The organism is Streptomyces sp. PCS3-D2, assembly GCF_000612545.2.
GTDB lineage: Bacteria > Actinomycetota > Actinomycetes > Streptomycetales > Streptomycetaceae > Streptomyces.
The window spans coordinates 4,955,190-4,980,521 of sequence record NZ_CP097800.1 but is presented as its reverse complement, the minus strand read 5'-3'; the positions used below and the strand labels follow the sequence as shown (position 1 = coordinate 4,980,521).

At 74.5% G+C, this 25,332-nt stretch carries 20 protein-coding genes; 11 read left to right on the top strand and 9 right to left on the bottom strand.

Going from position 1 to position 25,332, the window contains the following annotated elements:
• Window positions 1-316 precede the first annotated feature (316 nt).
• From AW27_RS21900 to AW27_RS21860, 9 genes are all read left to right on the top strand, one after another.
• The gene (locus tag AW27_RS21900; protein WP_037923653.1) at window positions 317-1,591 is read left to right on the top strand and encodes a 6-phospho-beta-glucosidase; all 1,275 of its coding nucleotides are present in this window, start codon (window positions 317-319) and stop codon (window positions 1,589-1,591) included.
• On the top strand, window positions 1,582-2,571 hold the full coding sequence (locus AW27_RS21895; RefSeq protein WP_037923650.1) for an N-acetylglucosamine kinase: 990 nt from the start codon (window positions 1,582-1,584) through the stop codon (window positions 2,569-2,571). Before AW27_RS21900 ends, AW27_RS21895 begins: the two co-directional genes overlap by 10 nt.
• Before the next feature lie 209 nt (window positions 2,572-2,780).
• Window positions 2,781-4,187, top strand: coding sequence for a hypothetical protein (locus AW27_RS21890; RefSeq protein ID WP_037924351.1), 1,407 nt, complete (start codon window positions 2,781-2,783; stop codon window positions 4,185-4,187).
• Between the two features lie 161 nt (window positions 4,188-4,348).
• Entirely contained in the window at window positions 4,349-5,287 is a 939-nt protein-coding gene (locus AW27_RS21885; RefSeq protein ID WP_052031006.1) for a glutamate ABC transporter substrate-binding protein, read from the top strand.
• A 128-nt stretch (window positions 5,288-5,415) separates the two neighbouring features.
• On the top strand, window positions 5,416-6,702 hold the full coding sequence (locus AW27_RS21880) for a hypothetical protein (RefSeq protein WP_037923648.1): 1,287 nt from the start codon (window positions 5,416-5,418) through the stop codon (window positions 6,700-6,702).
• Entirely contained in the window at window positions 6,699-9,560 is a 2,862-nt protein-coding gene (locus AW27_RS21875; protein ID WP_037923646.1) for a serine/threonine-protein kinase, read from the top strand. The genes AW27_RS21880 and AW27_RS21875 overlap by 4 nt, the downstream gene beginning before the upstream one ends.
• A 48-nt stretch (window positions 9,561-9,608) precedes the next feature.
• Window positions 9,609-11,075, top strand: coding sequence for a PP2C family protein-serine/threonine phosphatase (locus AW27_RS21870; RefSeq protein ID WP_236647696.1), 1,467 nt, complete (start codon window positions 9,609-9,611; stop codon window positions 11,073-11,075).
• Between the two features lie 33 nt (window positions 11,076-11,108).
• A complete protein-coding gene (locus AW27_RS21865; protein WP_037923645.1) occupies window positions 11,109-12,434 on the top strand; it encodes a VWA domain-containing protein in 1,326 nt (441 codons plus the stop codon).
• Window positions 12,435-12,479: 45 nt separating this feature from the next.
• A complete protein-coding gene (locus AW27_RS21860) occupies window positions 12,480-13,472 on the top strand; it encodes an FHA domain-containing protein (RefSeq protein WP_037923642.1) in 993 nt (330 codons plus the stop codon).
• Here AW27_RS21860 and AW27_RS21855 read toward each other — a convergent pair whose 3' ends face one another.
• A complete protein-coding gene (locus tag AW27_RS21855) occupies window positions 13,473-14,462 on the bottom strand; it encodes a methyltransferase domain-containing protein (RefSeq protein ID WP_052030860.1) in 990 nt (329 codons plus the stop codon). It lies immediately after the preceding gene.
• An 82-nt stretch (window positions 14,463-14,544) separates the two neighbouring features.
• Between AW27_RS21855 and AW27_RS21850 the strand changes: the two genes are divergently transcribed.
• Window positions 14,545-14,949 carry a globin gene (locus tag AW27_RS21850; protein ID WP_037923641.1) on the top strand — a complete coding sequence of 135 codons (405 nt, stop codon included), beginning with the start codon at window positions 14,545-14,547 and terminating at the stop codon, window positions 14,947-14,949.
• 75 nt (window positions 14,950-15,024) lie between these two features.
• Here AW27_RS21850 and AW27_RS21845 read toward each other — a convergent pair whose 3' ends face one another.
• Genes AW27_RS21845 through ettA form a run of 3 tightly spaced genes read right to left on the bottom strand, consistent with a single transcriptional unit; the run spans window position 15,025 to window position 17,902 of the window.
• Window positions 15,025-15,774, bottom strand: a complete 750-nt coding sequence (locus AW27_RS21845) for a DUF8010 domain-containing protein (RefSeq protein WP_037923639.1) — start codon at window positions 15,772-15,774, stop codon at window positions 15,025-15,027.
• Window positions 15,771-16,220, bottom strand: coding sequence for an acyl-CoA thioesterase (locus tag AW27_RS21840; protein WP_030031525.1), 450 nt, complete (start codon window positions 16,218-16,220; stop codon window positions 15,771-15,773). The genes AW27_RS21845 and AW27_RS21840 overlap by 4 nt, the downstream gene beginning before the upstream one ends.
• Window positions 16,221-16,237: 17 nt before the next feature.
• A complete protein-coding gene (gene ettA, locus AW27_RS21835) occupies window positions 16,238-17,902 on the bottom strand; it encodes an energy-dependent translational throttle protein EttA (protein ID WP_037923637.1) in 1,665 nt (554 codons plus the stop codon).
• A gap of 192 nt (window positions 17,903-18,094) precedes the next feature.
• On the opposite strand from ettA, the gene AW27_RS21830 reads away from it, so the two are divergent.
• A complete protein-coding gene (locus AW27_RS21830) occupies window positions 18,095-18,322 on the top strand; it encodes a hypothetical protein (RefSeq protein ID WP_304949894.1) in 228 nt (75 codons plus the stop codon).
• A gap of 28 nt (window positions 18,323-18,350) precedes the next feature.
• Here AW27_RS21830 and AW27_RS21825 read toward each other — a convergent pair whose 3' ends face one another.
• The 5 genes from AW27_RS21825 to AW27_RS21805 all read right to left on the bottom strand — a co-directional run bounded on the left by AW27_RS21825 (window position 18,351) and on the right by AW27_RS21805 (window position 25,294).
• Complete coding sequence (locus AW27_RS21825) at window positions 18,351-19,829, bottom strand: bifunctional phosphatase PAP2/diacylglycerol kinase family protein (RefSeq protein ID WP_037923630.1); 1,479 nt, start codon at window positions 19,827-19,829, stop codon at window positions 18,351-18,353.
• Window positions 19,830-19,911: 82 nt separating this feature from the next.
• Window positions 19,912-21,075: a thioester domain-containing protein gene (locus AW27_RS21820; protein WP_037923628.1), complete on the bottom strand. Its 1,164-nt coding sequence runs from the start codon at window positions 21,073-21,075 to the stop codon at window positions 19,912-19,914.
• A gap of 236 nt (window positions 21,076-21,311) precedes the next feature.
• Window positions 21,312-21,719 carry a single-stranded DNA-binding protein gene (locus AW27_RS21815; RefSeq protein WP_037923625.1) on the bottom strand — a complete coding sequence of 136 codons (408 nt, stop codon included), beginning with the start codon at window positions 21,717-21,719 and terminating at the stop codon, window positions 21,312-21,314.
• A 100-nt stretch (window positions 21,720-21,819) separates the two neighbouring features.
• The gene (locus AW27_RS21810; RefSeq protein ID WP_037923624.1) at window positions 21,820-23,664 is read right to left on the bottom strand and encodes a GTPase; all 1,845 of its coding nucleotides are present in this window, start codon (window positions 23,662-23,664) and stop codon (window positions 21,820-21,822) included.
• 4 nt (window positions 23,665-23,668) lie between these two features.
• Entirely contained in the window at window positions 23,669-25,294 is a 1,626-nt protein-coding gene (locus AW27_RS21805; RefSeq protein WP_037924342.1) for a dynamin family protein, read from the bottom strand.
• Window positions 25,295-25,332 lie beyond the last annotated feature (38 nt).

The window sequence follows — 25,332 nt, the reverse complement described above, 5'->3', positions numbered from 1 at the left end:
GAAGTTCCCTCCCGCAGAGAGCGAGCCCCGCCGTGACCGGCACCGGACCCACGCCCCCCGCGGCCGTCCGCCGCCCGCATGCCGCGTGCGGTCCGCGGGCGCGGGTGCTGTCCGCCGCGCACGGCCGGACCGGTGCCGGGGCCCGCGATCCCGGCGGTCGCGCTCCGCCGGTCCGCGCTGGCGCCCGAACGCCCGGTTGCGGACCAGGATCCTGCACGGGGCACACCCCACCGCACTGCACTGCACTGCACCGCACCGCACCGCACCGCACCGCACCGCACCGCACCAACCCGACCGGAGTGAAAGGCTGACGACGTTGAAACTCGCAGTGGTGGGCGGCGGTTCCACCTACACCCCCGAACTGATCGACGGCTTCGCGCGGCTGCGCGACACCCTGCCGGTCGAGGAGCTGGTGCTGATCGACCCGGCCACCGAGCGGCTGGAGCTGATCGGCGCCCTGGGCCGCCGGATCCTCGCCCGGCAGGACCACCCCGGCCTGGTCAGCACGACCACCGACCTCGACGCGGGCGTCGCCGGGGCCGATGCCGTCCTCCTGCAGCTGCGCGTCGGCGGACAGGCCGCCCGGCTCCGGGACGAAACCTGGCCCCTGGAGTGCGGCTGCGTCGGGCAGGAGACCACCGGAGCGGGCGGGCTGGCCAAGGCCCTGCGCACCGTCCCGGTGGTCCTCGACATCGCCGAACGGGTGCGCCGGGCCAATCCCGACGCCTGGATCATCGACTTCACCAACCCGGTCGGGATCGTCACCCGGGCCCTGCTGCGGGCCGGACACAAGGCCGTCGGGTTGTGCAACGTCGCCATCGGCCTCCAGCGGAAGTTCGCGGCCCTGCTCGAACTGGCCCCGTCCGACGTCCACCTGGACCACGTCGGCCTCAACCACCTCACCTGGGAGCTGGGCGTGCGCCGGGGCGGCCCGGACGGCGAGGACCTGCTGCCCCACCTGCTCGCGGAGCACGGGGAGGCCGTCGCGTCGGACCTGCGGCTGCCGCGGGCCCTGCTGGACCGGCTCGGCGTCGTCCCCTCGTACTACCTGCGCTACTTCTACTCCCACGACGAGGTGGTGCGGGAACTGGGCACCCGGCCCTCCCGGGCCGCGGAGGTCGCCGCGATGGAGCGCGAACTGCTCGCCCTGTACGCGGACCCGGCACTCGACGAGAAGCCCGCGCTGCTGGCCCGACGGGGCGGCGCCTTCTACTCGGAGGCGGCCGTGGACCTGGCGGCCGCACTGCTCGGAGGCGGCGGCGCGGACGTGCAGGTGGTCAACACGTACAACGCCGGCACCCTGCCCTTCCTGCCCGACGACGCCGTCGTCGAGGTGCAGGCCCGCGTCCGCGCCCCCGGCGGCTCCAGCCCCGTGCCGCTCCCGGTGCCGCGCCTGGACCCGCTGTTCGCCGGGCTGATCTCGCAGGTGACGGCCTACGAGGACCTCGCGCTGGACGCGGCGCTGCGCGGCGGCCGGGAGCGGGTCTTCAAGGCGCTGCTCGCGCACCCGCTGGTCGGCCAGTACGACCTGGCCGAAGGGTTGACCGACCGGCTCCTAGCGCACAACAAGGAGCACCTGCCGTGGGCCTGACCCTCCCCGCGGTCCTCGCGATCGACGCGGGCAACAGCAAGACGGACGTCGCGCTCCTCGGCGCCGACGGATCCGTGCTGGCCACCGGGCAGGCCGGGGGCTTCCAGCCGCCCCGCACCGGGGTGGCCGCCGCCGTGGACGTCCTGGCCGAGGCGCTGGCCTCGGCGGGGTGGAATCCCGGCGGCGGGTCCGGGCCCCTCGCCGAGCACGTGTCGGCCTGCCTGGCCAACGCCGACTTCCCGGTGGAGGAGCGGCGGCTCGCGGACGAGATCGGGCGCCGCGGCTGGGGGCGTGCCACCGCGGTGCACAACGACACCTTCGCGCTGCTGCGCGCCGGCCTGCCAGCGGGCGCCGAACCACGGGGCGTCGCGGTGGTGTGCGGGGCGGGCATCAACTGCGTCGGGATGACCCCGGACCGGCGGACCGCGCGCTTCCCCGCGGTCGGGCGGATCTCCGGCGACTGGGGCGGCGGGGGCGGACTGGCCGAGGAGGCCCTGTGGTTCGCGGCCCGGGCGGAGGACGGCCGGGGCGCGGCGACGGAGCTGGCCCGGGCGCTGCCCGCGTGCCTCGGCCACGGCTCGATGGCCTCGCTGATCGAGGCGATGCACCTGGGGGACGTGCCTGCGGTACGGCGACACGCGCTGGTCCCGGTGCTGTTCGAGGTGGCCGCCGCCGGGGATCCGGTGGCGCTCTCTCTGGTGCACCGCCAGGCGGACGAGGTCGTGGCCATGGCCACGGTGGCGCTGGGCCGGCTGGGGCTGCTGGGCGAGGAGGTGCCGGTGGTCCTCGGCGGCGGGGTGCTCGCGGCCCGGCACCCCGCACTCGACGACCGGATCGCGGCCGGCCTCGCCGAACGCGCCCCGCACGCCCGGATCACGGTGGTCACGGCGCCCCCGGTGCTGGGCGCCGGGCTCCTGGGCCTGGACTCGATCGGGGCCCCGGCCCGGGCCCACGGAAAACTGCGTGCCCATTTCGGTTGAACCCACCCCGGAAGGCGCCCGGTCTGGAACTGTTACGGCCGTAAGGGCGTATTGACGGTGAGGGGGTGACGAAAGGCGCCCGCGGGGGCGGATCGCCCCGGATCCAGCACCGGGTGCTGTGGTCCACCGGCACTACGGCCATACTGCTGCTGCGCGGGGGGACCCTCCTGCGCCGGCTGCGGGACGACAGGACCGAGGGGGAGGTCACGGTGGCGATCACTTCACGCGCGCCCGCGCCCGGGGGTGGTGTCTCCGCGCCGCCCGCCGGACCGCCGGCGTCCCCGCCCGCCGGCCCGCCGGGGCGGCGCACCGCCTGGTCCGAGGGCGTCCAGCGGGTGCGCGAGGCGGCCACCACCGAGCCGGGCCGGCTGCGGATCATCGGCGCGGTACTGGCCGCCCTCATCATGCTGTTCGGCGCGGTGAGCGTGTGGGAGATCTCCGCCCGGGCCACCGCCGCGGACGACGTGGTGGGCCGCAGCCAGCCGCTGAGCGCGGACGCGGCCAGCATCTACCGCTCGCTCGCCGACGCCGACACCACCTCCTCCAGCGGGTTCCTCCTCGGCGCGCAGGAGCCGCGCGAGGTCCGCCAGCGGTACGAGAAGGACATCGCCAATGCCTCCCGCCTGCTCGTGAGCGCCGCCGCCAACACCGGCGGCAGCGAGGAGTCCCGCGAGCAGATCACCCTGTTGAGTGAACAGCTTCCGCGCTACACCGGCCTGATCGAGCAGGCCCGGGCCACCAACCGGCAGGGACTGCCACTGGGTGGCGCGTACCTCCGTTACGCCAACGAACAGATGACCACCCAACTGCTGCCCGCCGCCCAGCGGCTGTACGAGGCGGAGACCCGCCGGCTGTACACGGACGACGACGACGCCCGGTCCTGGCCGCTGGGTTCGCTGGCGCTCGGCCTGCTGACCGTGGCCGCGCTGGCCTGGGCGCAACGGCGCAACTACCGGCACACGAACCGGGTCTTCAACCACGGGCTGGTGGCCGCGACCGCCGCTTCCGTGGTGGTGCTGCTCTGGCTGTCCGTCGGCCACACGGTGGCGCGTTCGTCGCTGACTGAGGCGCGCACGGACGGGCAGGAGTCGATGAAGGTGCTCAACGACGCGCGGATCGCCTCCCTCCAGGCACGGGCGAGTGAGAACCTGACCCTGATCGCGCGAGGCGCCGTACTGGCCGACGACAAGAAGTCGGACAAGTACGACGTGGACTTCACGAACAACATGAGGCAGCTGGACGCGGGGCTCGCGACCGCGCTGCGGCTGGCCGACGACGACGGCCGGACGCCCGTGAGCCAGGCCGTCGACGGCGTCGAGCAGTGGAAGCGGCGGCACACGGCGGCCCGGGAGGCGGACTTGAAGGGCGACTACGAAGCCGCGCTGCCCCAGGTCGTCGGGGACGCGCAGCACAAGGAGAGCAGCGGCGCCGCCTTCGACACGGTGGACGCCTCCCTGGAACAGGCTGTCGCCCACGAGCAGCGGGAGTTCACCCGCGCCGCCCAGGACGGGCTCGGCGCGCTGGCCGGCCTGGTGACCGGCTCGGCGGTACTGGCGGTCATCGGCGCCACAGCGGCCCTGCTCGGTATCGGGCGCAGGCTTTCGGAGTACAGGTGAGAGCGATGCGGATACGGGCGAGGCGGGCCGCCGAGGGCCAAGGAAAGCACGAGGAGCACGAGGAGCACGAGGAGCACGAGGTCCGCACCCGCGCCCCGGGCTCGGTCTCCGTGGTCCGGCGGGGCGCGCGCCGGCTGCGCGGCTGGGGCGGCGTGAGCGCGATGGCCGTCGCCTGTGCCGTGACCGCCGCGGGGGTCCTGCTGCCGCTGGCCCACGCGACGCCCGACACGACGTCCGGTGCCCCCGCGCACGGACCCGCCCCGGCGGCCCCCTGGGTCCTGTCGGGCCCCTGTCAGGACCCCGAGGCCAGCCTGCGCCCGTCCGACCTGGACGGAGCGTCCATCGCCCGGATCAAGGAGGCGGGCAAGCTCGTCGCAGGCGTGGACCAGAGCAGCTTCCGCTGGGGGTACCGCAACCAGACCGCAGAGGGCGTCCGCCTCGACGGCTTCGACATCGACCTGGTCAAGGCCATCGCCAAGGACATCCTGGGCGACGAGAACGCGGTCATCTACCGGGCCGTCCCGACGAGCCAACGCATCCCCGCCCTCCAGGAGGGCCGTGTCGACATCGTCGTGCGGACCATGACGATCAACTGCGAGCGGCTGGAGGACGTCGCCTTCTCGACGGCCTACTTCGAGGCCGGGCAGCAGGTACTGGCACCGAAGGGTTCACCGATCACCGGATACGACCCCTCGCTGAAGGACAAGCGGATCTGCGTCGCGGCCGGTTCCACGGCCGAGAGCGCGCTCAAGGCCCAGTCCTTCGGCGCGGCGGCGGTCACCGTGGCCAACCAGCTCGACTGCCTGGTCCGGCTCCAGCTGGCCGAGGTCGACGGCATCATCACGGACAACGCCCTGGCCGCCGGTCAGGCGGCGCAGGACCCGGCGGTACGGCTGGTGGGCTCGCCCTTCACCCGCGAGTTCTACGGGGTCGCGATGAACAAGGACGCCCCCGACCTGGTCCGCCGGGTCAACAAGGTGCTGGAGGACTACCGCGCGGGCGGCAATGACAGCCCGTGGATGAAGGCGTACCTCAAACACCTCCAACCCGTGCTGCCCGGCGTGACCGGGCCGCCCGCGCCCAAGTACCGGGAGGGCTGAGACCGGTGGCGATTTCGGGCACGGGACCGGGCACGAGGTCGGACACGGAGGGAAGGAAGGGAAGGACAGGAGGGGACACGGAGGCGGCGGAAGCGGAGGCACAGTCGGTGGAGGTGGGGTCTGCAGTGATGGACCGGGACGGCGTCGACCGCGCCCTGACCAGGCTGGGCGCCGAGCACGAGGCCGTCGAGACCTCACTGCTCGCCCTCCAGGACCACGCCGGGCGCCGGCTGCTGGAGGGCGCCGAGCTGAGTGGGCTCACCAAGGAGCGCTGGACCTGCGCCGAAGCGGACATCACCCGGCTGTGGACGTACTTCGACGCCTACAGCGGGGCACTGGCCGCCGCCCGGGAGATCCGCGAGCGGCGCCGCTGGCCCAACCGCGACGACCTGACCGAGCTGACCGAGCGGCTGCGCGGGCCCGGGGTCCTGATCGCCGGGGCGGCCACCGAGGGCGCCGCGCTGGCGGAGCGGCTCTCGCTCGCCGAGCTCGTGGCCCGGATGAACGACCTCTACGCCCGTTCGCTGGACGTCGTGGTCGCGGCCGACGCCGTGTGGTCGGCGCTGCCCGCCCGGATCGACCTGCTCGCCGCCGAGCTGCACCGCACCCGTTCGCTGGCCCACTCGGTGGGCGTGCGCCCGGGCGAGCACCCCTCGGGGGACGACCTGGAGTACATCACCGCCGAGCTCACGGAGCTGCGCGCCGAGGTGATCGCCGATCCGCTGGCCTTCTGGCAGTCCGCCGCAGGCAGTTCCGCGCCCGGCGGCGGCCGCCCCGACACCGGGCGCTACGACCGGGCCGCGCTCGCCCTGGAGGACGTGCGCCGCGAGGTGGAGGCGGTGCTGGCCGTCCGGCAGGACGCCGAGCAGCGGCTGATCGGCCTGCGTGACGTGCTCTCGCGGGCCGACCGCACCCTGGCGGAGGCGCGGACGGCGCGCGGCGAGGTGCTGGCGAAGATCGCCGCCTCCGAGGTGCCCGTGGTCAGCGGCCCGCCGACGGTGCTCCAGGAGCAGCTCGCGGCGGCCGCCGACCACCGGCGCCACGCGCGCTGGCACCGGCTCTCGCCCCTGTTGGAATCGCTGGAGGAGCGGGCCGAGGAGGAACTGCGCAGGGCCCGCGAATCGTTGACCGCGGTGACGGCCCCGCTGGCCGTACGGGCCGAGCTGCGCGGGCGGCTGGACGCGTACCGGGCGAAGGTGGCCCGGCACGGCCTGGCCGAGGACCCCCTGCTGATCGAGAGGTACGACACGGCCCGGCGGATGCTGTGGAGCGCGCCCTGCGACCTGCGGGCCGCCGAACAGGCCGTCCTGCGCTACCAACAGGCGGCCGGGGAGTCGCTGGCACCGCGGCAGCGGCCGGGACCGGAGCACCACGGAGAAGAGCGGCCCGGCGGGCCGGGGACGGAGGACGCATGAGCCTGAGCGGAACGGCGTGCGTCCGCCCCGGCTGCCCGGGGACGTACGAGGACATGGGCGGCGGCGGGCTGTACTGCGACACCTGCGGCCTGGCCCCGGTCGGCGCGGTCGCGGCGGGCGCCGAGGAGCTGGTGTCACCGCCGACGGGAATGACGAGCCCGGCGCGCGGTTCCCTGGGCTCCGGCGGGTCCCGGGGCTCCCACGGGTCGCAGGGCTCCCAGGGGTCCCACGGCTCGGCGCGCTCCTCGGCCTCGGCCCGGTCCTCCCGATCCTCCTCCTCGCACCGTTCGGTGTCGGGGCGGCTGTCGCGTTCCCTGGCGGGGCAGGCTTCAACCCGCTCGGTCTCGGTGCGCAGTTCGGGTTCGGCCGCCTCCTCGGGACGCAGCCGGCTGGGTGCCGGTCTGGTCAGCGTTCCGGAGGTGCCGCGGCCCGACCCCTCGACGGCGGTCCTGGAGAACCCGGAGGTGCCCGAGCGCAAGCGGTTCTGCTCGCGTTCGGACTGCGGCGCTCCGGTGGGCCGGGCCCGCGGGGACCGGCCGGGCCGGACCGAGGGCTTCTGCACCAAGTGCGGGCACCCCTACTCCTTCGTGCCCAAGCTGCGCGCCGGTGACGTGGTGCGCGGCCAGTACGAGGTGGCGGGCTGTCTGGCGCACGGCGGCCTCGGCTGGGTGTACCTGGCGGTGGACCGGGCGGTCGCGGACCGGTGGGTGGTCCTCAAGGGCCTGCTCGACACGGGCGACCAGGACGCGATGGAGGCGGCGATCTCGGAGCGCCGCTTCCTCGCGGAGATCGAGCACTCCAACATCGTGCGGATCTACAACTTCGTGGAGCACCTGGACCAGCGGACCGGTTCGCTGGACGGGTACATCGTCATGGAGTACGTCGGCGGCAAGTCGCTGAAGGAGATCGCGAACGAGCGGCGCCGGCCCGACGGGCGGCGCGACCCACTGCCGGTGGAACAGGCCTGCGCGTACGGCATCGAGGCGCTGGAGGCTCTGGGGCACCTGCACAGCAGGAACCTGCTCTACTGCGACTTCAAGGTCGACAACGCGATCCAGCAGCAGGACCAGCTGAAGCTGATCGACATGGGCGCGGTGCGGCGGATGGACGACGAAGAGTCGGCCATATACGGCACGGTGGGCTACCAGGCGCCGGAGGTGGCGGAGTTGGGCCCGTCGGTCGCCTCCGACCTGTACACGGTGGCGCGCACGCTGGCCGTCCTGACCTTCGACTTCCAGGGCTACACCAACGTGTTCGCGGACTCGCTGCCGGATCCGGAGCACATCGAGGTGTTCCGGCGGTACGAGTCCTTCTACCGGCTGCTCGTCCGGGCGACCGACCCTGACCCGGGGCGGCGGTTCGCCTCCGCAGAGGAGATGGCCGACCAGCTGACCGGCGTCCTGCGGGAGGTGGTCGCCCTGCAGACGGGGCAGCCGCGACCGCAGCTGTCCACCCTCTTCGGCCCGGAACTGCGGGTGCCGGACACCCGGCTGTTCGCCGGCACGGACACGGCGGACACGGTGGTCTCCCGGCTGGGCGGCCGCGAGACCGCCGCCCGCCGGGGCGCCGGCCTGCGCAGCCTCGTGGGCCGCGCCCTGCCGGCGGCTCCGGCACCGGACGGGCCCGCAGCTGCGGCCCCCGCCGCGGCCGGAGGTGCCGCCGGCGCCGCGGCCCACCCAGCCCCGTTCGGCACGGCGGCCGGGGGTGCCGCCGTGTCTCCGGCGCCCTCCGGGGCCGCATCGGCCGGCGCGTCCTCGGGGCCGTTCGCCGGGCCCGGCGGTCCGGCGCTGACCGGGACCGCCCCCGCGGGAGCCGTGCTGGGGGACAGCGCCACGCACCTGGCCGGGGCGGCCGTGCCCCGGGCCCGGCGGGCTCCCGCGGCGGCGGCCGCACCGGAGCCCGCGGCCACGCCGCACGCCGGAGCCGTGCGGCCCGCCACGACCGTCGACGCCCGCGACACGGCGCTGGCACTGCCGGTACCGCTGGTGGACGCCGCCGACCCCAATGCCGGCTTCCTGACCGGCCTGGCGGCCTCCGCGCCCGGCGACCTGTTGGGCGCGCTGGCCTCGGCGCCCACCGACTCCGCCGAGTTGCGGCTGCGCGAGCTGCGCGCCCGCCTGGAGCTCGGCGATCCGGCCTCGGCCGGGGAGGCGCTGGCCGAGCTGGAGGCCCGTCACCCGGACGACTGGCGGGTGGTGTGGGCCCGCGGCATCGCCTCGCTGGCCACCGGTGACGACGAGACGGCGGCCCTGTCCTTCGACGCGGTCTACGACGCCTTCCCGGGCGAGCCGGCGCCGAAGCTGGCCCTCGGGCTGTGCGCGGAGGTGCTGGGCCAGCTGGACAACGCCGCCGAGTACTACCGCCTGGTCTGGATCACCGATCCGGGCTTCGTCAGCGCGGCCTTCGGACTGGCGCGGGTCCAACTGGCCGCCGGGGACCGGGACGGGGCCGTGCACACGCTGGAATCCGTACCCGAGGCGTCCATCCACTACACCGCCGCGCGGGTGGCGGCCGTACGCGCACGTCTGCGCGACCGGTCACCGCAGGAGCCGCTGCTGGCGGATCTCGCGGCCGCCGCGGACCAGGTGGAGGCGCTGCGGCGGTTCGGGCTGGACCCGGAGCGGCAGGAGTTGCTGGCGACGGAGGTTCTGGGCTCGGCCCTGGACTGGGTACTGTCGGGCAGCCGGGGTGCCGACCCCGGCCGGACCTCGCTGCTCGGCAGTCAACTGGACGAGCGGGGCCTGCGCTTCGGACTGGAGCGCTCGTACCGCGTCCTCGCACGGCTGGCGCGGCGTGGCGAGGAGAGGATCGAACTGGTGGAACGGGCCAACCGTTTCCGTCCCCGGACGTGGGTGTGATTGATGTCGATGCATCGGCCGTCGGGCTGCCCGAGCTGCGCGGAGCCCATGGAAGAGGGGGACCGTTTCTGCGGCCTCTGCGGCTACGCCCTGACTGCTGCTCCCGCGGCCGCGTCCACGGACCAGCCGACCCTCCCCATCCCACCGGCGCCGCCGGCCCAGGCCGCGCCCGCGGCTGGGTACGCGGTGGCGGCCCCGGCCGGCTCGCACGGCTCCCCCGGCGGCGGACCCGCCCCCGGCTGGGGCAGCGTGGCCGCGGCCGCGCCGACCCTGGTGGGGGACCCTGCCGACTGGTCCGCGACCCCGGCGCAGCCTGATCCGGAGCCGGAACCGGAGCTCCGGCCGAGCCCGGCCGGAGCCTCGTACCCCGGACCCACCCCCGGCCACGGCCACGGCCCCGGCCCCGGCCCCGGCAGCCCGTACGGCAGCGGCGCCGAGTCCGCGGCCGCGCAGGACCCGGCGGGCGGCCCCGAGACCCGGCACGACCGGCCCGGCGGCGACCCCGGCGCGCCCCTCGGGGGGACGCCCTGGGGCCCGGGCCCGGAGAACCCGTACGAGAACGCCTACGACAGCGCGCCCCCGTCCGGTGCCGCACCCGGTGGGAAGACCTGCGTGGCCTGCCGGGCCGGGCACGTCGACACCGACGGGTACTGCGAGCACTGCGGGCACGCGCAGCCCCGGGAGCGCGACCACGTCGAGGAGGAGCTGGGCAGCGTCGCCGCCGTCAGTGACCGGGGGCTGCGCCACCACCGCAACGAGGACTCGTTCGCCGTGTCGGCGACCGCCCTGCCCGACGGTTCGGCCGCCACCGTGGCCATCGTGTGCGACGGGGTCTCCTCCGCGAGCCGCCCCGACGACGCGTCGGCCGCCGCGGCCGGCGCCGCCAACGAGGCCCTGCTGGAGGCCCTCCCCCGCGGTGCGCACCCCCAGGAGGCCATGCACGAGGCGATCCTGGCCGCCGCCGCGGCGGTCAACGCCCTGGCCCCGGAGGTCCCCGGCGCGCAGAACGCGCCCGCCTGCACCCTGGTCGGCGCCGTCGTCAGCGGCGGGCTGCTGACCATCGGCTGGGTGGGCGACAGCCGCGCCTACTGGGTGCCCGACGACCGTGCCGCGCTGCCCCGCCGCCTCACCGAGGACGACTCGTGGGCCGCCCAGATGGTCGCCGCCGGCCTGATGGGCGAGGCCGAGGCCTACGCGGACGTCCGCGCGCACGCCATCACCGGCTGGCTGGGCGCCGACGCGTACGAACTCGAACCGCACACCGCGATCTTCAAGCCGGACCACCCCGGCGTGGTGGTGGTCTGCACCGACGGACTGTGGAACTACGCGGAGTCCGCGCGCGAGATGGCGCAGGTGCTGCCCGCCGACGCCGCGGTCCGCCCGCTGCACGGCGCGCAGGTGCTGGTGGGCCACGCCCTCGACGGCGGCGGCCACGACAACATCACCGTGGCCGTCGTGCCGTTCGCCGCGCAGCCCGGACGGGAACCGGAAGTGGAAGCGCGCCCGCAGGTCTGACCCGCCTGCCCGAGCCCTCTAGGAGTCCAGCCGATGGCGAACTTCGCCAAGCCGAGCGCACCGCGCTTCAGCGTGGACGTGTACCAGAACGAGTTCCTGCCCGAAGGCGGGCGGGACGTCCACGCCATCGTCACCGTCACCGCCACCGGCGGCGGGAGCGTCACCCGCGGCACGTCCGCCGACGGCACGGCAGCCGTCGTGATCATGGTCGACTGCTCCGGTTCCATGGAGTACCCGGCGGAGAAGATGCGCGGCGCCCGCGAGGCCACCGCGGCGGCCGTCGACACCCTGCGCGACGGCACTGCCTTCGCGGTGGTCGCCGGCACGCACGTGGCCAAAGAGGTCTACCCGGGCCAGGGCCGCCTCGCCGTCGCCGACGCCTCCACCCGCGCCCGGGCCAAGGAGGCCTTGCGCGGCCTGAGCGCCGGCGGCGGCACCGCCATCGGCACCTGGCTGCGGCTGGCCGACGGCCTGCTGCGCGGCTCCCCTGCCGCCATCCGCCACGGCATCCTGCTCACCGACGGACGCAACGAGCACGAGGAGCCGGCCGTCCTGCGCGCCGCCCTCGACGCCTGCGCGGGCCGTTTCACCTGCGACGCCCGCGGTGTGGGCACCGACTGGGAGGTGAAGGAGGTCACCGGCATCGCGAGTGCGCTGCTCGGCTCCGCCGACATCGTGGCCGATCCGGCCCACCTCACCGAGGACTTCACGCGCATGATGGAGAACGTCATGGGCAAGGAGGTCGCGGACGTCTCCTTGCGGCTGTGGACCCCGGTCGGCGCGGAGATCCAGTACGTCAAGCAGGTCGCGCCGACCGTCCACAACCTCACCGACCGGCGCACCGACACGGGCCCGCGCGCGGGCGACTACCCGACCGGATCGTGGGGGGACGAGTCCCGCGAGTACCACGTGTGCGTGCGCGTCCCCGGTGCGGCCGTCGGCCAGGAGATGCTCGCCTCCCGCGTCACACTGGTCCGGCCCGCGACGGGCGGCGAGCCCGAGGCCGTCCTAGCCCAGGGCCTGGTGCGCGCGGTGTGGACGGACGACCTGGCCGCGTCCACCGCGATCAACCCGCAGGTCGCCCACTACACCGGGCAGGCGGAGCTGGCGCAGGCTATCCAGCAGGGCCTCGAAGCCCGCAAAATGGGCGATGTCGACGGCGCCACGGCCAAACTCGGACGGGCGGTACAACTGGCGAGCGCCTCCGGCAACGCCGACACAGCACGGCTCCTGTCGAAGGTGGTGGATGTGGTGGACGCGGTGGCAGGTACTGTGCGGCTGAAAGCGAAGGTCGCCGACGCCGACGAGATGACTCTCGAAACACGTTCGACGCAGACCGTCCGAGTGAAGAAGTCCTGAGAGCCTCCCGCGATGACGCAGGGAGAAGAAGGGGGAAGAGCCGCCATGCCGACCTGCCCGAACGGGCACCAGTCCGCCTCCGACGACTGGTGCGAGGTCTGCGGCCACCGCATGGGTACCCCGGAGGGACCCCCCGCGGTGCCTTCCTACGGCTACGGCTTCCCCCCGACCGCCGGTGAGCCGACCGCCCAGGCAGAGCTCTGCCCGCAGTGCCGGACCCCGCGCGAGGCCATGGCCCCGTTCTGCGAGGAATGCCGGTACAACTTCCTGACCCGTTCGGCGACCTCGTACACGCCGCCGCCGGCCGGGGACACGGGGCCGCCGCCCGGCGCGGGTGCCGCGGGATCCCGTCCCGGCGGCACGCCTCCGCCGCCCGTGCCGGGGCCGTACACGCAGGACCACTTCGACTACCAGGGCTCGCGGCCGTCCCGGGTCAACCGCCCAGCCGAGCCGCTGCACCGCGAGGACGACTGGCTGCTGCAGCCGCCCGCGCACGAGCCGCCGCCGGCTTACCAGCAGGCCCCGCAGCCCCAGTACCAGCAGCAGCCCCCGCCCCAACACCAGCGGGAGTACCAGCAGGAGTACCGGCAGCAGCCCCAGAGCCCGGCGTACCAGCCCCTGCCGTCCCAGAGCGGGTCCTGGACCGCGACGATCGGCCCGGACCGCTCGTACTTCATGGCGATGATGCAGCGCAGCGGGCCCGAGGCGACCGGGCTCAACCTGCCCGCGTACTCACCGGAGCAGCACCTCCCGCTGTCCGGCGGGCAGATCACCATCGGCCGCCGCCGCGCCTCCACGGGCGAGTCCCCCGACATCGACCTGTCGGTGCCCCCGGAGGACCCGGGCGTCTCCCACCAGCACGCAGTGCTGGTGCAGCAGCCCGACCGGAGCTGGGCCGTGGTGGATCAGAACTCCACCAACGGCACCACCATCAACGGCGGCGAGGACCCGATCCAGCCCTACGTCCCGGTGCCGCTCGCCGACGGCGACCGGGTCCACGTGGGCGCCTGGACGACCATCACCATCCGTCGCGGCTGATCACGCCTCCCCCAGGGGCCATACGTAGGGCCCCTGGGGATCGTCCAGCCACGACCACTGGCCCTCCGGGCCGACCGATACCCCGAAGCGTTCGCGGGCCGGACGGCCCTCGCTGCGCCATAGGTCCAGCGCTTCCCGGGGGGTCAGCACCCCGGCGGTCAGCACGAGCATGAACTGGAAGCGCTCGTTCTCCACCAGTTCGTAGGGAAGGCCGCGGACCATCGCCATCCGGTCGGGCGGCGGTACGGCCGTGGCCCCGCGCAGCGGGACGAAGTAGGCCGCGGTGTGCAGGAAGCGGCCCTCGGCGGATTCGGCGTCCCGCACCGTGAGCGCGATCAGCCCGGTCGACAGCGGGGCGAGGATGCGCGCCCCCGGCCGGCACTGTCCGAGCCAGGCGTGCGGAACCAGCGGGAGCGTGCACGTCACCAGGATCCGGTCGAAGGGGGCCCGGGCGGGGCAGCCGCGGGCGCCGTCGCCGGTCACCACGGCCGGGTGGTATCCGAGCCGGGCCAGGTGCGCCCGGGCGGACTCGGTGATCTCCTCGTCCAGGTCCACGGTCGTGACGTGCTCGTCGCCGAGGCGGTGGCAGAGCAGGGCCGCGTTGTAGCCGGTGCCCGCGCCGATCTCCAGGACGTCGTCGCCGTCGCGCACGTCGAGCGCGGCCAGCATCTTCGCCATCAGCGAGGGCTGGCTGCTGGAGGAGACCAGGCGGCCGTCGCGCAGCCGGGTGGCCAGTGGGGTGTCGGCGTAGACGCCGCGCAGCCATCGGGCCCGGATCTCCGGGTCGGGGTCCTCGGCCCAGAGCCGTTCCTGGCCGGCGCCGCGGTCGGACCAGAAGTACGGGACGAAGACGTGCCGGGGCACGGCCGCGAACGCGGCCCGCCAGCGCGGGTCCTCCAGCACGCCGGCCGCGGTCAGCTCCCGCACCTGGGCGGCGTGCGCCGTCTCGCGCAGGTCACGCGTCCCCGTGCGTGCGGTGTGTGCGCCCATGCCTCCACTGTCCTGCGCCCGGCCGCCGGGTGCGAGCGCGAAGGGCCTCCGGGCGGTGCCGGGCGTCTGAGACGATGGTCGGGTGAATGAGATTCCGCGGGGCGGCCTTCAGGAGCAGACCTTCTACGAGCAGGTGGGTGGCGAGGACACCTTCCGCCGCCTCGTGCGGCGCTTCTACCAAGGAGTCGCGGAGGACCCGCTACTGCGCCCGATGTACCCCGAGGAGGACCTCGGTCCGGCCGAGGAGCGGTTCGCGCTGTTCCTGATGCAGTACTGGGGCGGTCCGACCACCTACAGCCGACACCGCGGGCACCCGCGCCTGCGGATGCGGCACGCACCGTTCACGGTGGACTCGGCGGCTCACGACGCATGGCTGAAGCACATGCGGGTGGCGCTGGACGAGCTGGGCCTGGCGCCGGAGCACGAGGCGCAGCTGTGGAAGTACCTCACGTACGCCGCCGCGTCGATGATCAACACGGCGGGCTAGGGATGGTCCGGCGGACCGGCGCGGCGGGCCGGTCGGGACGCCGACCGCAGGGCCCGGGCCCCGTCGGGGGCGGGCTCAGCGGGGGCTGACCCGGAAGGCGCCGAGGCCGCCGGTGGCGCCGGGACGGCGGGTGGCGACCGAGCCGTACGGCGTGCGCAGGCGCAGCCAGCTCCCGGAGGCGAGCAGCGCCACGGGATCGGACGCGGCGGACGCGGACGCGGACGCCGAAGCGGACACCGCGGCGCGTACCGGCCGCAGGAAGCCCAGGGACTGCGCGGCGTGCGCGACGCGCAGCGGGAGCTCGGTGTCGCCCAGGGTGCGGGACCAGATCTCGCGGCCGATGCGGTCGCGCTCGGACCGGGTCCGGTGCTGGGCGGGCAGGGCCTCGTCACGGGCCCGGAACTCGGTGACGGAGGCCGCCACGGCCTGGGCGATCGCCTCGGTGCCGGGCAGCCCCGGCAGCTGCCGCCAGCCGCCGCGGGGCGGGAGCACCCCGGTCCAGGGCGGGCCGGTGACCGGCCCGGGCACGGTGGCTCCGGCCGCGGCCTCGTCCACGGATTCCAGGAGCTCCCCGGCGGACACGGTCACGTCCAGCGGCGCCGCCACGGGGACGGCCAGCCGCACGGTGCGAATGGCCAGGACCTCGAAGGAGGGCGGGCGTCCGAACACGCCGAGCGCGCCGCCGCCCCCGCCCGCGGCCTGCGGCGCGAGCGGTGCCCCCTGGAGGCGGACGGCGGCGGCGCGGTCGTAGTGCACCAGCCGGCCCAGGAAGGCGGCGAGGTCCGCCGCCTCCCCGGGATCGGCGAAGCGCAGCTGCTCGTTCATGCCGCGATGGCCTCGGAACGCGGCTCGTCGAGGTACTCCTCCAGGAAGTGCCTCTCCTCCGCCGTGATGCGGCGCGGCCGGCCCGCGGCGAGGTTGTAGGGCACGACCACGGTCTCCGCACGCACGTAGACGGTCTCGGGCCGGTCCTCGGTCGCCTCGTCCTTGACCTCGTAGCGGATGGTCAGGGAGGCCGCGCCTATCCGGGTCACCCAGGATTCGATGAGGACGGGCTCGTGACGGTGCACGAGGGGCAGCTTGTAGTCGATCTCGTGGCGGGCGACGACGGATCCGCCCGTGAAGGACTCGCTGCCCTCCCCCGGCGCGAGGCGGAACATGAAGTCGATCCGCGCCTCCTCCAGGTAGCGGAGGAAGACGACGTTGTTGACGTGCCCGAAGGCGTCCATGTCCGCCCAGCGCAGGGGGCAGCGGTATTGGTGTCTGGCCATGGCCGTGACCTCAGCCCTCAGCCTCGGGTGAGCTTCTTGTAGGTGGCACGGTGCGGACGGGTGGCGTCCGGGCCGAGCCGCTCGACCTTGTTCTTCTCGTAGGACTCGAAGTTGCCCTCGAACCAGAACCACTTCGAGTCGCCCTCGTACGCCAGGATGTGCGTGGCGACCCGGTCGAGGAACCAGCGGTCGTGGGAGACGACCACGGCCGCGCCGGGGAACTCCAGCAGCGCGTTCTCCAGCGAGGACAGGGTCTCGACGTCGAGGTCGTTGGTGGGCTCGTCGAGGAGCAGCAGGTTGCCGCCCTGCTTGAGGGTGAGCGCGAGGTTCAGGCGGTTGCGCTCACCGCCGGAGAGCACACCGGCCGGCTTCTGCTGGTCCGGGCCCTTGAAGCCGAAGGCGCTGACGTACGCGCGGGACGGCATCTCGACCTGGCCGACGTTGATGTAGTCCAGCTCGTCCGACACGACCGCCCAGAGGGTCTTCTTCGGGTCGATGTTGGCGCGGCCCTGGTCCACGTAGCTGATCTTGACGGTCTCGCCGACCTTGATCTCGCCCGAGTCCGGCTTCTCCAGGCCCTGGATCATCTTGAAGAGCGTGGTCTTGCCCGCGCCGTTCGGGCCGATGATGCCGACGATGCCGTTGCGCGGCAGCGTGAAGGACAGGTCGTCGATGAGGACCTTGTCGCCGAAGGCCTTCGAGAGGTTGCTGACCTCGACCACGATCGAGCCCAGGCGCGGGCCCGGCGGGATCTGGATCTCCTCGAAGTCGAGCTTGCGCATCTTGTCGGCCTCGGCCGCCATCTCCTCGTAGCGGGCGAGACGGGCCTTGGACTTGGCCTGGCGGCCCTTGGCGTTGGAGCGGACCCACTCCAGCTCTTCCTTGAGGCGCTTGGCGCGCTTCTCGTCCTTCTTGCCCTCGACCTTGAGGCGCTCGGCCTTCTTCTCCAGGTAGGTGGAGTAGTTGCCCTCGTAGGGGTGCGCGCGGCCGCGGTCGAGCTCAAGGATCCACTCGGCGACGTTGTCGAGGAAGTAGCGGTCGTGGGTGACGGCCACGACGGCGCCCTTGTACTGGGCCAGGTGCTGCTCCAGCCAGTTCACGGACTCGGCGTCGAGGTGGTTGGTGGGCTCGTCGAGGAGCAGCAGGTCGGGGGCCTCCAGCAGCAGCTTGCAGAGGGCCACGCGGCGCTTCTCGCCACCGGAGAGGTTGGTGACCGGCCAGTCGCCGGGCGGGCAGCCCAGGGCGTCCATGGCCTGCTCCAGCTGGGCGTCGAGGTCCCACGCGTTGGCGTGGTCCAGGTCGTCCTGGAGCTTGCCCATCTCCTCCATGAGCTCGTCGGTGTAGTTCGTCGCCATCTCCTCGGCGATCGCGTTGAACCGGTTGAGCTTCTGCTTGATCGGGCCGACGCCGTCCTCGACGTTCTCCAGGACCGTCTTGGACTCGTCGAGCTTCGGCTCCTGCATGAGGATGCCGACGGTGTAGCCGGGTGCGAGGAAGGCGTCACCGTTGGACGGCTGCTCGATGCCCGCCATGATCTTCAGAACGGTGGACTTACCGGCACCGTTCGGGCCGACCACACCGATCTTGGCCCCCGGCAGGAAGTTCAGGAAGACGTCGTCGAGGATCACCTTGTCACCGTGCGCCTTGCGCGTCTTGCGCATGGTGTAGATGTACTCAGCCAAGAGAAACCGTCCGGCAGATCGATGGTGGGCAGATACACCCCATACTGCCAGGCGTCCATACCCCGGGGGAAACCCGTATGGTCCGGGCCCCCGGGCCCGCGGCGTCCCCCGCGGCGGCTGCATCCTTCGGCCTACCGCGTTCTCGGCCCTGCGGAGGACGATCCCGCGGCACCGCCGCGGGAGGGTTGATCCGTGCGAACAACCATCGGATACACCGTCGAGAACATCGGCTACGTCGTCGGGGCCCAGGGGCTCGTCGGCTTCGCCTCGCAGACCTTCTTCGGCACGGAATGGGGCTGGCTGCACCGGGTCGCCGGCCTTCCGCCCGCCGCCTACCTCGGCGTCGTCGCCGCGGGGCTGGCGCTCGTCGGCGTCGGGGTCGGGACCCGGAAGGCGCCCGGGCGCCGGGAGACCGGCTGAGCGGCGGATCCCGACGGCGGGCCGGAGGTCAGAGGGGGCGGTAGACCGTGAGGGCGCCGGGGAGGGTGTCGAGGACCAGCTCGCCCGGCGCCTTGGCGTATTCACCGTCGTAGGCGAGCGGCGTGCCCTCGGGGACCGCCCCGACGCGCAGGCTCCGCAGGTGAGTGGCCGCGTGGACCGGGGAACGGCTCAGCGGGCCGGCGAAGGCGGCGGCCAGCAGCCGGGGTCCGGGCCGGCCGCCCCCGTGGACGACCCGCAGGTCGAGCAGGCCCTCGCCGACGCTGTCGCGGCGGCCGGGGGTGGGGCCGGTGCCGTGGTAGGTGCCGTTGCCGGCGAAGAGCAGCCAGACGCTCCGGGGCCGCCCGGCCAGGCGCAGCCGCACGGGCCGCTCGGCGCGCAGGACCTTCCAGGCGGCCAGCAGCGCGGCCGGGCCGCCGCCGATGCGCGGGCCCCAGCGCAGCCGGTGGCGCAGCAGCTCCGGGTAGGCGCCGATGCTGAAGTTGTTCAGGAAGTAGCCGGGCTCGCCGTCGGGGCCGGGCCCCGGGGAGAAGCGGCCCACGCCGACGTGGACGGCCTCCCCGTGTTCCAGGGCCTCGCAGGTGCTCTCCGGTCCGACGAGACCGAGGTCGAGCGAGAAGTGGTTGAGCGTGCCGCCGGGGAACACGGCCAGGGGCACCCCGGCCCGCAGGGCGGCGCCTGCGGCCGCGTTGACCGTGCCGTCGCCGCCGCACACGCCGAGGACGGCGGCGCGCGAGGCCGCCTCCGCCAGTGCGGGAAGCAGCTCCGCGCCCTCGCATGCGACGACCTCGGCCTTGGGGAGGCGGGTGCGCAGTACCTCGCGGACCTCGGCGGCCGTGCCCGAGGCGGTGTTGACCACCACCGTCAGCCCGTCCCCGTCGGGCAGCGCGGGGACACCGACGGCCCTCGGCTCGTCGCCCGGCACGGCCCGGGCCTCCTTCACGTCCCGCGCGAGCCGGCGTACGACGAACGCGGCGGCGACGCCCAGCGCCGCGCCCGCGACGACGTCGGAGGGGTAATGCACGCCGGTGTAGACCCGGGAGAACGCCACCGACGCGGCGACCGGGGCGAGTGCGGCGCCCAGGGCGGGGGCCTCCAGCGCCAGGCCGGCGGTGAAGGCGAAGGCGGACGCCGAGTGCCCGGACGGGAAGGAGGTGGTGTGCGGCTGCACGGCCAGCTGCCGCACCGCGGGCACCCCCTCCAGCAACGGCCGGGGGCGGCGTACGGACCACTTGCCGATGGTGTTGATGGTCGCGGAGGCCAGGGCCAGCGAGGCGGCCCCGCGCAGGGCCGCCTTGCGCGCGCCGGTCGATCCGAGGACGGCGATGGCCGCGGCGGCCCCGCCCCACAGAACGCCGTGGTTCGCCGCCCGCCCCAGGCGCGGCAGCACCCGGTCGGCGCCGGGCCAGTGCCTGCGGGCCACGGCGTCGAACAGCCGGCGGTCCCACCGCGCGAAGGCGCCGGTCCAGGTCAGTTCTTGATCAACCATTTCCTGCCTCTACCCCGGATCCCGCATCGCAACCGGCCCGGCGCTCCGCGGGCCGGCCTTGCCTCCACCGCTGCTCCTCGTCCTACTCCTCCTCGTCGAGCGGGCGCTTGCGCAGCAGCAGGACGACCAGGCCGCCCAGTACGACCAGGCCCACCGCCAGGGAGGCGATGACCGGCGTGGCGGCCGAGCTGCCGCTGGTCGCCAGCCGTTCCTCGTCCGGCGAGGTGACGGGGAGCGGCCCGGACTGCGCGCCCAGCACGACCGCCTCCGCGCCACTGCCCGGGGCCGGGGCGGGGGCCGGGTCCGCGCCGGCCCCGGACGCCGGGGCCAGCTGCCAGGCGGCCCACGCCGTGGCGGTCGCCACGGACTCGCTGGAGCCGGCCACGATCTGCGTCTGGGCGGGGACGCCACTGGTGAAGACCCGACCGACCGGCACCCTGGTGGCGCCCTGGACGGTCACCGAGGCCGTCCCGTCGGGGGTGCCCACGGGCACCTCGAAGTAGATCCGGCTCCCGTTGACCGCCGAGGTCAGCGGCTGCCCGTCGGCATCCAGCACGCGCACGCCCATGGCCGCGGCCGCCGCGTCCGGGATGACCGAAACGCTGCGCGCGCCGGTACGCACGGTCACCGGGCCGAGCCGCGTGCCGACCGGCCCCGAGACGTCGCCGGGGTCGAGCGCCAGCGAGGCGGGCGGCTCCGGTCTCTGTCCGGCCGCCCGCTGGAGGTAGTCGGCGAGCTTCTCGGCGGAGGGGTCCGCTGCCTCGACCCGCGCCCCGTCGGCGAGCCGCCAGATCGCCACCTGGGTCCCGGCCGCCGCGCTCTCCGCGGTGAGCGACGCGGCCCCGGCCGCCTCGGCGAGCCCGGCCAGGTCGTTCAGCTGGGGGTAGGAGTGCTCCAGCACCCAGCGGATCCGGCCGGCCTGCCCGTTGCCCGCCAGCGCGCTGCCGCTCCAGCCGCTCTCGGTGTACCGGGCCTGCGGCTGGGCGTTGCCGTCGACCCCGACCCCGTAGGTCTGGAGCATCCCGCCGCCGTCGACCCGCATTTCGTACAGGCCGGCGGGGATGTGCCGCACCGATCCGTCGCCGGCGTGGAGGACCGCTTCCCCGTACGTCTTGAGACCGTCCAGCACGGCGCTCGCGCCCTCCGGGGCTCGGGGCGCCACCGGGCCGGAGTCGGCGAAGGCCGGGGCTCCGGGCGCGGCGGCGAGGGCCGCGGCCAGCAGGGCGGCCGCGAGCGGCCGGCGCACGGAGCCCCGGACCGCCGGGCCGGGTTCGGCGGGGGCGGGAGCAGGTGCGGAAACGGCAGGGATGGCGGATGCGGGACCATCAGGAACGGCGGATGCGGCGGATGCGGCGGATGTGGGAACAGCAGGAGCGGGAGCAGGAACGGAGGATGCGGGAACGGCAATCGACACAGTCTTCCCCTTCGGGCCAAAGACCCAGGTGCCCGTGAGTACCGGGGAATCCTAACCGCCTCGAACACTCACCCCACCAGCGCCTTCTGAGTGTCCATCAGCGGATGATCGGTTCTCGCCACTCGCCTGAAGGCCGCCGTGCCGCGGTTCAGGTCGTGCCCGACGGCGGTCGCGTCGATCTCCGCGCCGAACCACCGGGTGCCCTCCCCGTCGGGCGGATCCTCCCGCACGCGCAGCCGCCCGTGCACCACGAGCGGTTCGCCCACGGAGACGGAACCGGCGAGGTTCACCGCGAGGGTGCGCCGCGCCCACACGGTGTAGAAGCTGGTGGCCCCATCCGTCCAGGCGTCCTTGCGCCGGTCGAAGTACCGCGGTGTCACCGCGAAACGGAACCGTGCCGACGGCCCGTGCGCCGTCTCCTTGTAGTCGACCTGCGTCGCCACATGGCCCACCAGCGTCACCTGGGTGTCGTACATCCTGGTCGCCCTCCCCCGTCGTCGTGGCCCGCGCGGACCATCCGTACGGGCTACGGCCCATGCTGCGGCCGGCGGCAGGGTCCCCGCTCCGGCCTGTGGACTACTGGCGGGTTGTGGACAACCGGCTCCCCCCTGCGGCAACCGTGGCGTACTGCTCGCGCACCTCCCGGTAGCGCAGCAGCTCCGCCGCCACCGGCTCCAGCACCCGGGCCCGCCCACACCCGGCCGCCGCCTGCCGCAGCCTGCGCTCCGCGTCCTGCCCGTACCGCCGTGCCGGACCGCGGGCCGCGATCGAGCAGGCCCATTCCACGAGCGGCCCGCCGACGATACCGGCCACCATCAGCAGCACCGGCGGCATCAGCTCCGGTTCCAGGACGCCGACGATCTGCCCGACGAGCCACAGTCCGCCGAAGATCTGCAGCAGCGTCATGGCCGCCTGTGCCAGGACCGCCACCGGCCACCACGCGGGCCGCGGCGGTTTGACGTTCGGCGGCGTGGCGGCGGGCCCGAGGGTCACCGCGATCTCGTCCAGCGCCTCCGGAAGCCGGTCGGCGCCGCGCACCGCCGTCTCCCTGACGGCCTGCGCCCAGGGTTCGGGCAGGCCCGTCACCGCTTCGTCGGCGACCGCCCGTACGGCCTGCTCCACCCGCTGACGCGCGGTCACCTCCTCCTCGACCGGTGGCTGCGCGGCCGTCTGACCCCGTCCGCCGATGGCTGCGAGGGCGGCCAGGCCCGCCAGGGTGTGCGGCGCGCGCCGGTTCTCGTACCAGCGCCACAGCCGCAGCCACGGGGTGCCGCACGCCTTGCCCGCGTTGCGCCGCCAGGCCCGTTCGGCGGCGAGTCCGGCCGCGCAGGCCCCGACCGCCTCGGCGAGCCGGTCCTCGAACTCGGCGCGCGCCGCCTCCCCGATCTCGGGTCCGGGGTGCCCGTCGGCGACGTAGAGCGGTTGCAGCCGCACCGCCGCGCGGTCCACGTCCGCCGAGATCCGCCGGGTCGCGGCGCCCTTCTCCTGCGCGAACTGCCCGAGGAGTTCGCGCAGCTCCCCGACGCCGTCGCCGGTCAGCGCGGACAGTCCGAGGACCGTGGCGCCGGGTTCGCCGTGCTCGCCGAGTGCGATGCCGTCCTCGTCGAGCAGCCGGCGCAGGTCGTCCAGGACGAGGTCGGCGGCCTCGCCGGGGAGCCGGTCCACCTGGTTGAGCACGACGAAGGTCACTTCGGCGTGCCCGGCCAACGGCCGCAGATAGCGCTCGTGCAGCACCGCGTCGGCGTACTTCTCCGGGTCCACGACCCACACCACCGCGTCGACGAGCGCCAGGACCCGGTCCACGTGGTCGCGGTGCGCGCCGAGCGCGGAGTCAAGGTCCGGCAGGTCCACCAGGACGATCCCGCGCAGTGTCTCGGCCTCGGAGGTCTCCCGGGGCCGGCGGCGCAGCCGTCCCGGGATCTCCAGCCGGTCCAGCAGCCCGGCGGCCCCATCGGACCAGCTGCACGCGATGGGCGCGGCAGTGGTCGGGCGGCGCAGACCGGTCTCGGAGATCTGCACTCCGGCGAGTGAGTTGAAGAGCGTGGACTTGCCGCTCCCGGTCGCCCCGGCGATCGCGACGACCGTGTGCTGGGGCGAGAGCCCGCGGCGGGCGGCGGCCTCGTCGAGCACCCGTCCGGCCTCGGCGAGGGTCTTGCCGTCGAGCCGGGTCCGGGAGAGCGCGACCAGCTGGCGCAGCGCGTCCAGGCGCTGGCGCAGGGCCTGCGCCTCGGGGCTGAGCGGGGGCGCGGACGCCTTGCCGCCGTCGCTGCCGGTGCCCGAGACGGCCCGTACGAGCGCCTCGTCGCCCTCGTCGCCCGTGTCCGCGGCGCCCTCCTCGTCCGCTTCGGCGGGGCGGGGGCGGGAGCGCGCGATGAGCCCGTCGTCCCAGCGGTCGTCGGTGCGGTCGGTCAGGGCGGTCACGGCGTCACCTCTCCTTCTGCAGTACGGACAGCGCGGCGATCAGTTCGGCCTGGGGTTCCGGGGTCACTTCGAGTGCTTCCAACGGGGCGAGACGGCGGTCGCGTTCGCCGCGGAGCACCCCGTCGAGGTGGTCGCCGACGAGTTCTCCGCCCCTGTCGCGCAGCCGCAGGGCGGCCTGGGCGCCGATCCGCTCGGCGAGCTTCTCCCCGGCGGGCCGGGCTCGTTTGCCGCCGAGCAGGGTGGCGGCGAGCAGGGCCGCGACGCCGTCGGCGTCGGGCACCGGCTGTTTGTCGAGCCGGGAGACCTCCTCCTCGGCGAGTTCCTCCAGCACGCGCCGCCAGCGGCGTACCGCCACGCCGATGCGTTCCCCCGCCTCCCTGTCGGGCGCGGGCAGCACCAGCGCCCCGGAGGCCGGTTCGCGCCGCCAGGCTTCGGCGATCCGCTCGTCGGCTGCGGCGACCGCGCACTGGAGCAGTGCGGCCAGGGACTCGGCGAGCGAGTCCAGCAGTTCGTCGGCGCTGGTGTCGAGGGGGTAGCCGCGCCACCGGGTGAGCGCGTCCCCGGCCAGCACGGCACCGCGGTCGAGCCGGCCCCGCACCCTCTTGCCCTCGCGCCGGTAGGCGTCCTCGACGGCCGAGGTGAGCCGTACGGCGGCGGCGTGCTGGGCGGCGACGGCGGAGGCGAGTTCGGGCATCCGGCGCCCGAGCGAGTCCAGCGCCCCGAGGGCGGTGCGCCCGACGGCGTACTGGCGGGCGGCCGGGTCCTGGGCGTGGTGGGCGAGCCAGGCGAACAGCGGGGCGACGGCACTGGCGGGCAGCAGGCCGCCGCCGCCGGTGGACTCGGGGAGTTCGGGGACGGTGAAGCGCGGTACCTCGCCCAGTCCGGCCTTGGTGAGCAGGGCCCCGTACTGGCGGGAGACCTCGGCGAGCACCTGGTGCGGCACCCGGTCCAGGACGGTGATGAGGGTGGCCTTGTACTGCTTGGCGGTGCGCAGGAGGTGCCAGGGGACGGCGTCGGCGTACCGCGAGGCGGTGGTGACCATCACCCAGACGTCGGCGGCGCAGATGAGTTCGGCGGCGAGTGTCCGGTTCTCGACCACGAGGGAGTCGATGTCGGGGGCGTCGAGGATGGCGAGTCCGCGCGGCAGGCTGGTGACGGTCTCGATCCGCATCTCGCGGGTCTCGTGGCCGCCCTGGGCGCCGGTGTGGCTGCGGCCCGGGCGGCGCGAGGAGGGCCTGGGGGGCGTGTCGTCGTCCTCGTGCGGCACCCACACCCGCATCAGATCCGGCAGCACGCGCATTCCGGCGAACCAGTGGTGGTCGTCGGGGTGGCAGACCAGCACGGGTGTGCGGGTGGTCGGGCGCAGCACGCCGGCTTCGCTGACCTGGCGTCCGACGAGGGAGTTGACGAGGGTGGACTTACCGGCCCCGGTGGACCCGCCGACCACGGCGAGCAGGGGCGCCTCGGGCGCCTTCAGGCGCGGTACGAGGTAGTCGTCGAGCTGCGCGAGCAGCTCGGATCTGGTCTGACGGGCCCGCGGGGCGCCGGGCAGGGGCAACGGCAGACGTACGGACGCGACCCGGTCGCGCAGGGCGGACAGGGCTTCGAGCAGCTGAGGCCGAACATCCAAGGTCACCACATGCGAAGAATGCCCAATTTAGGACCATT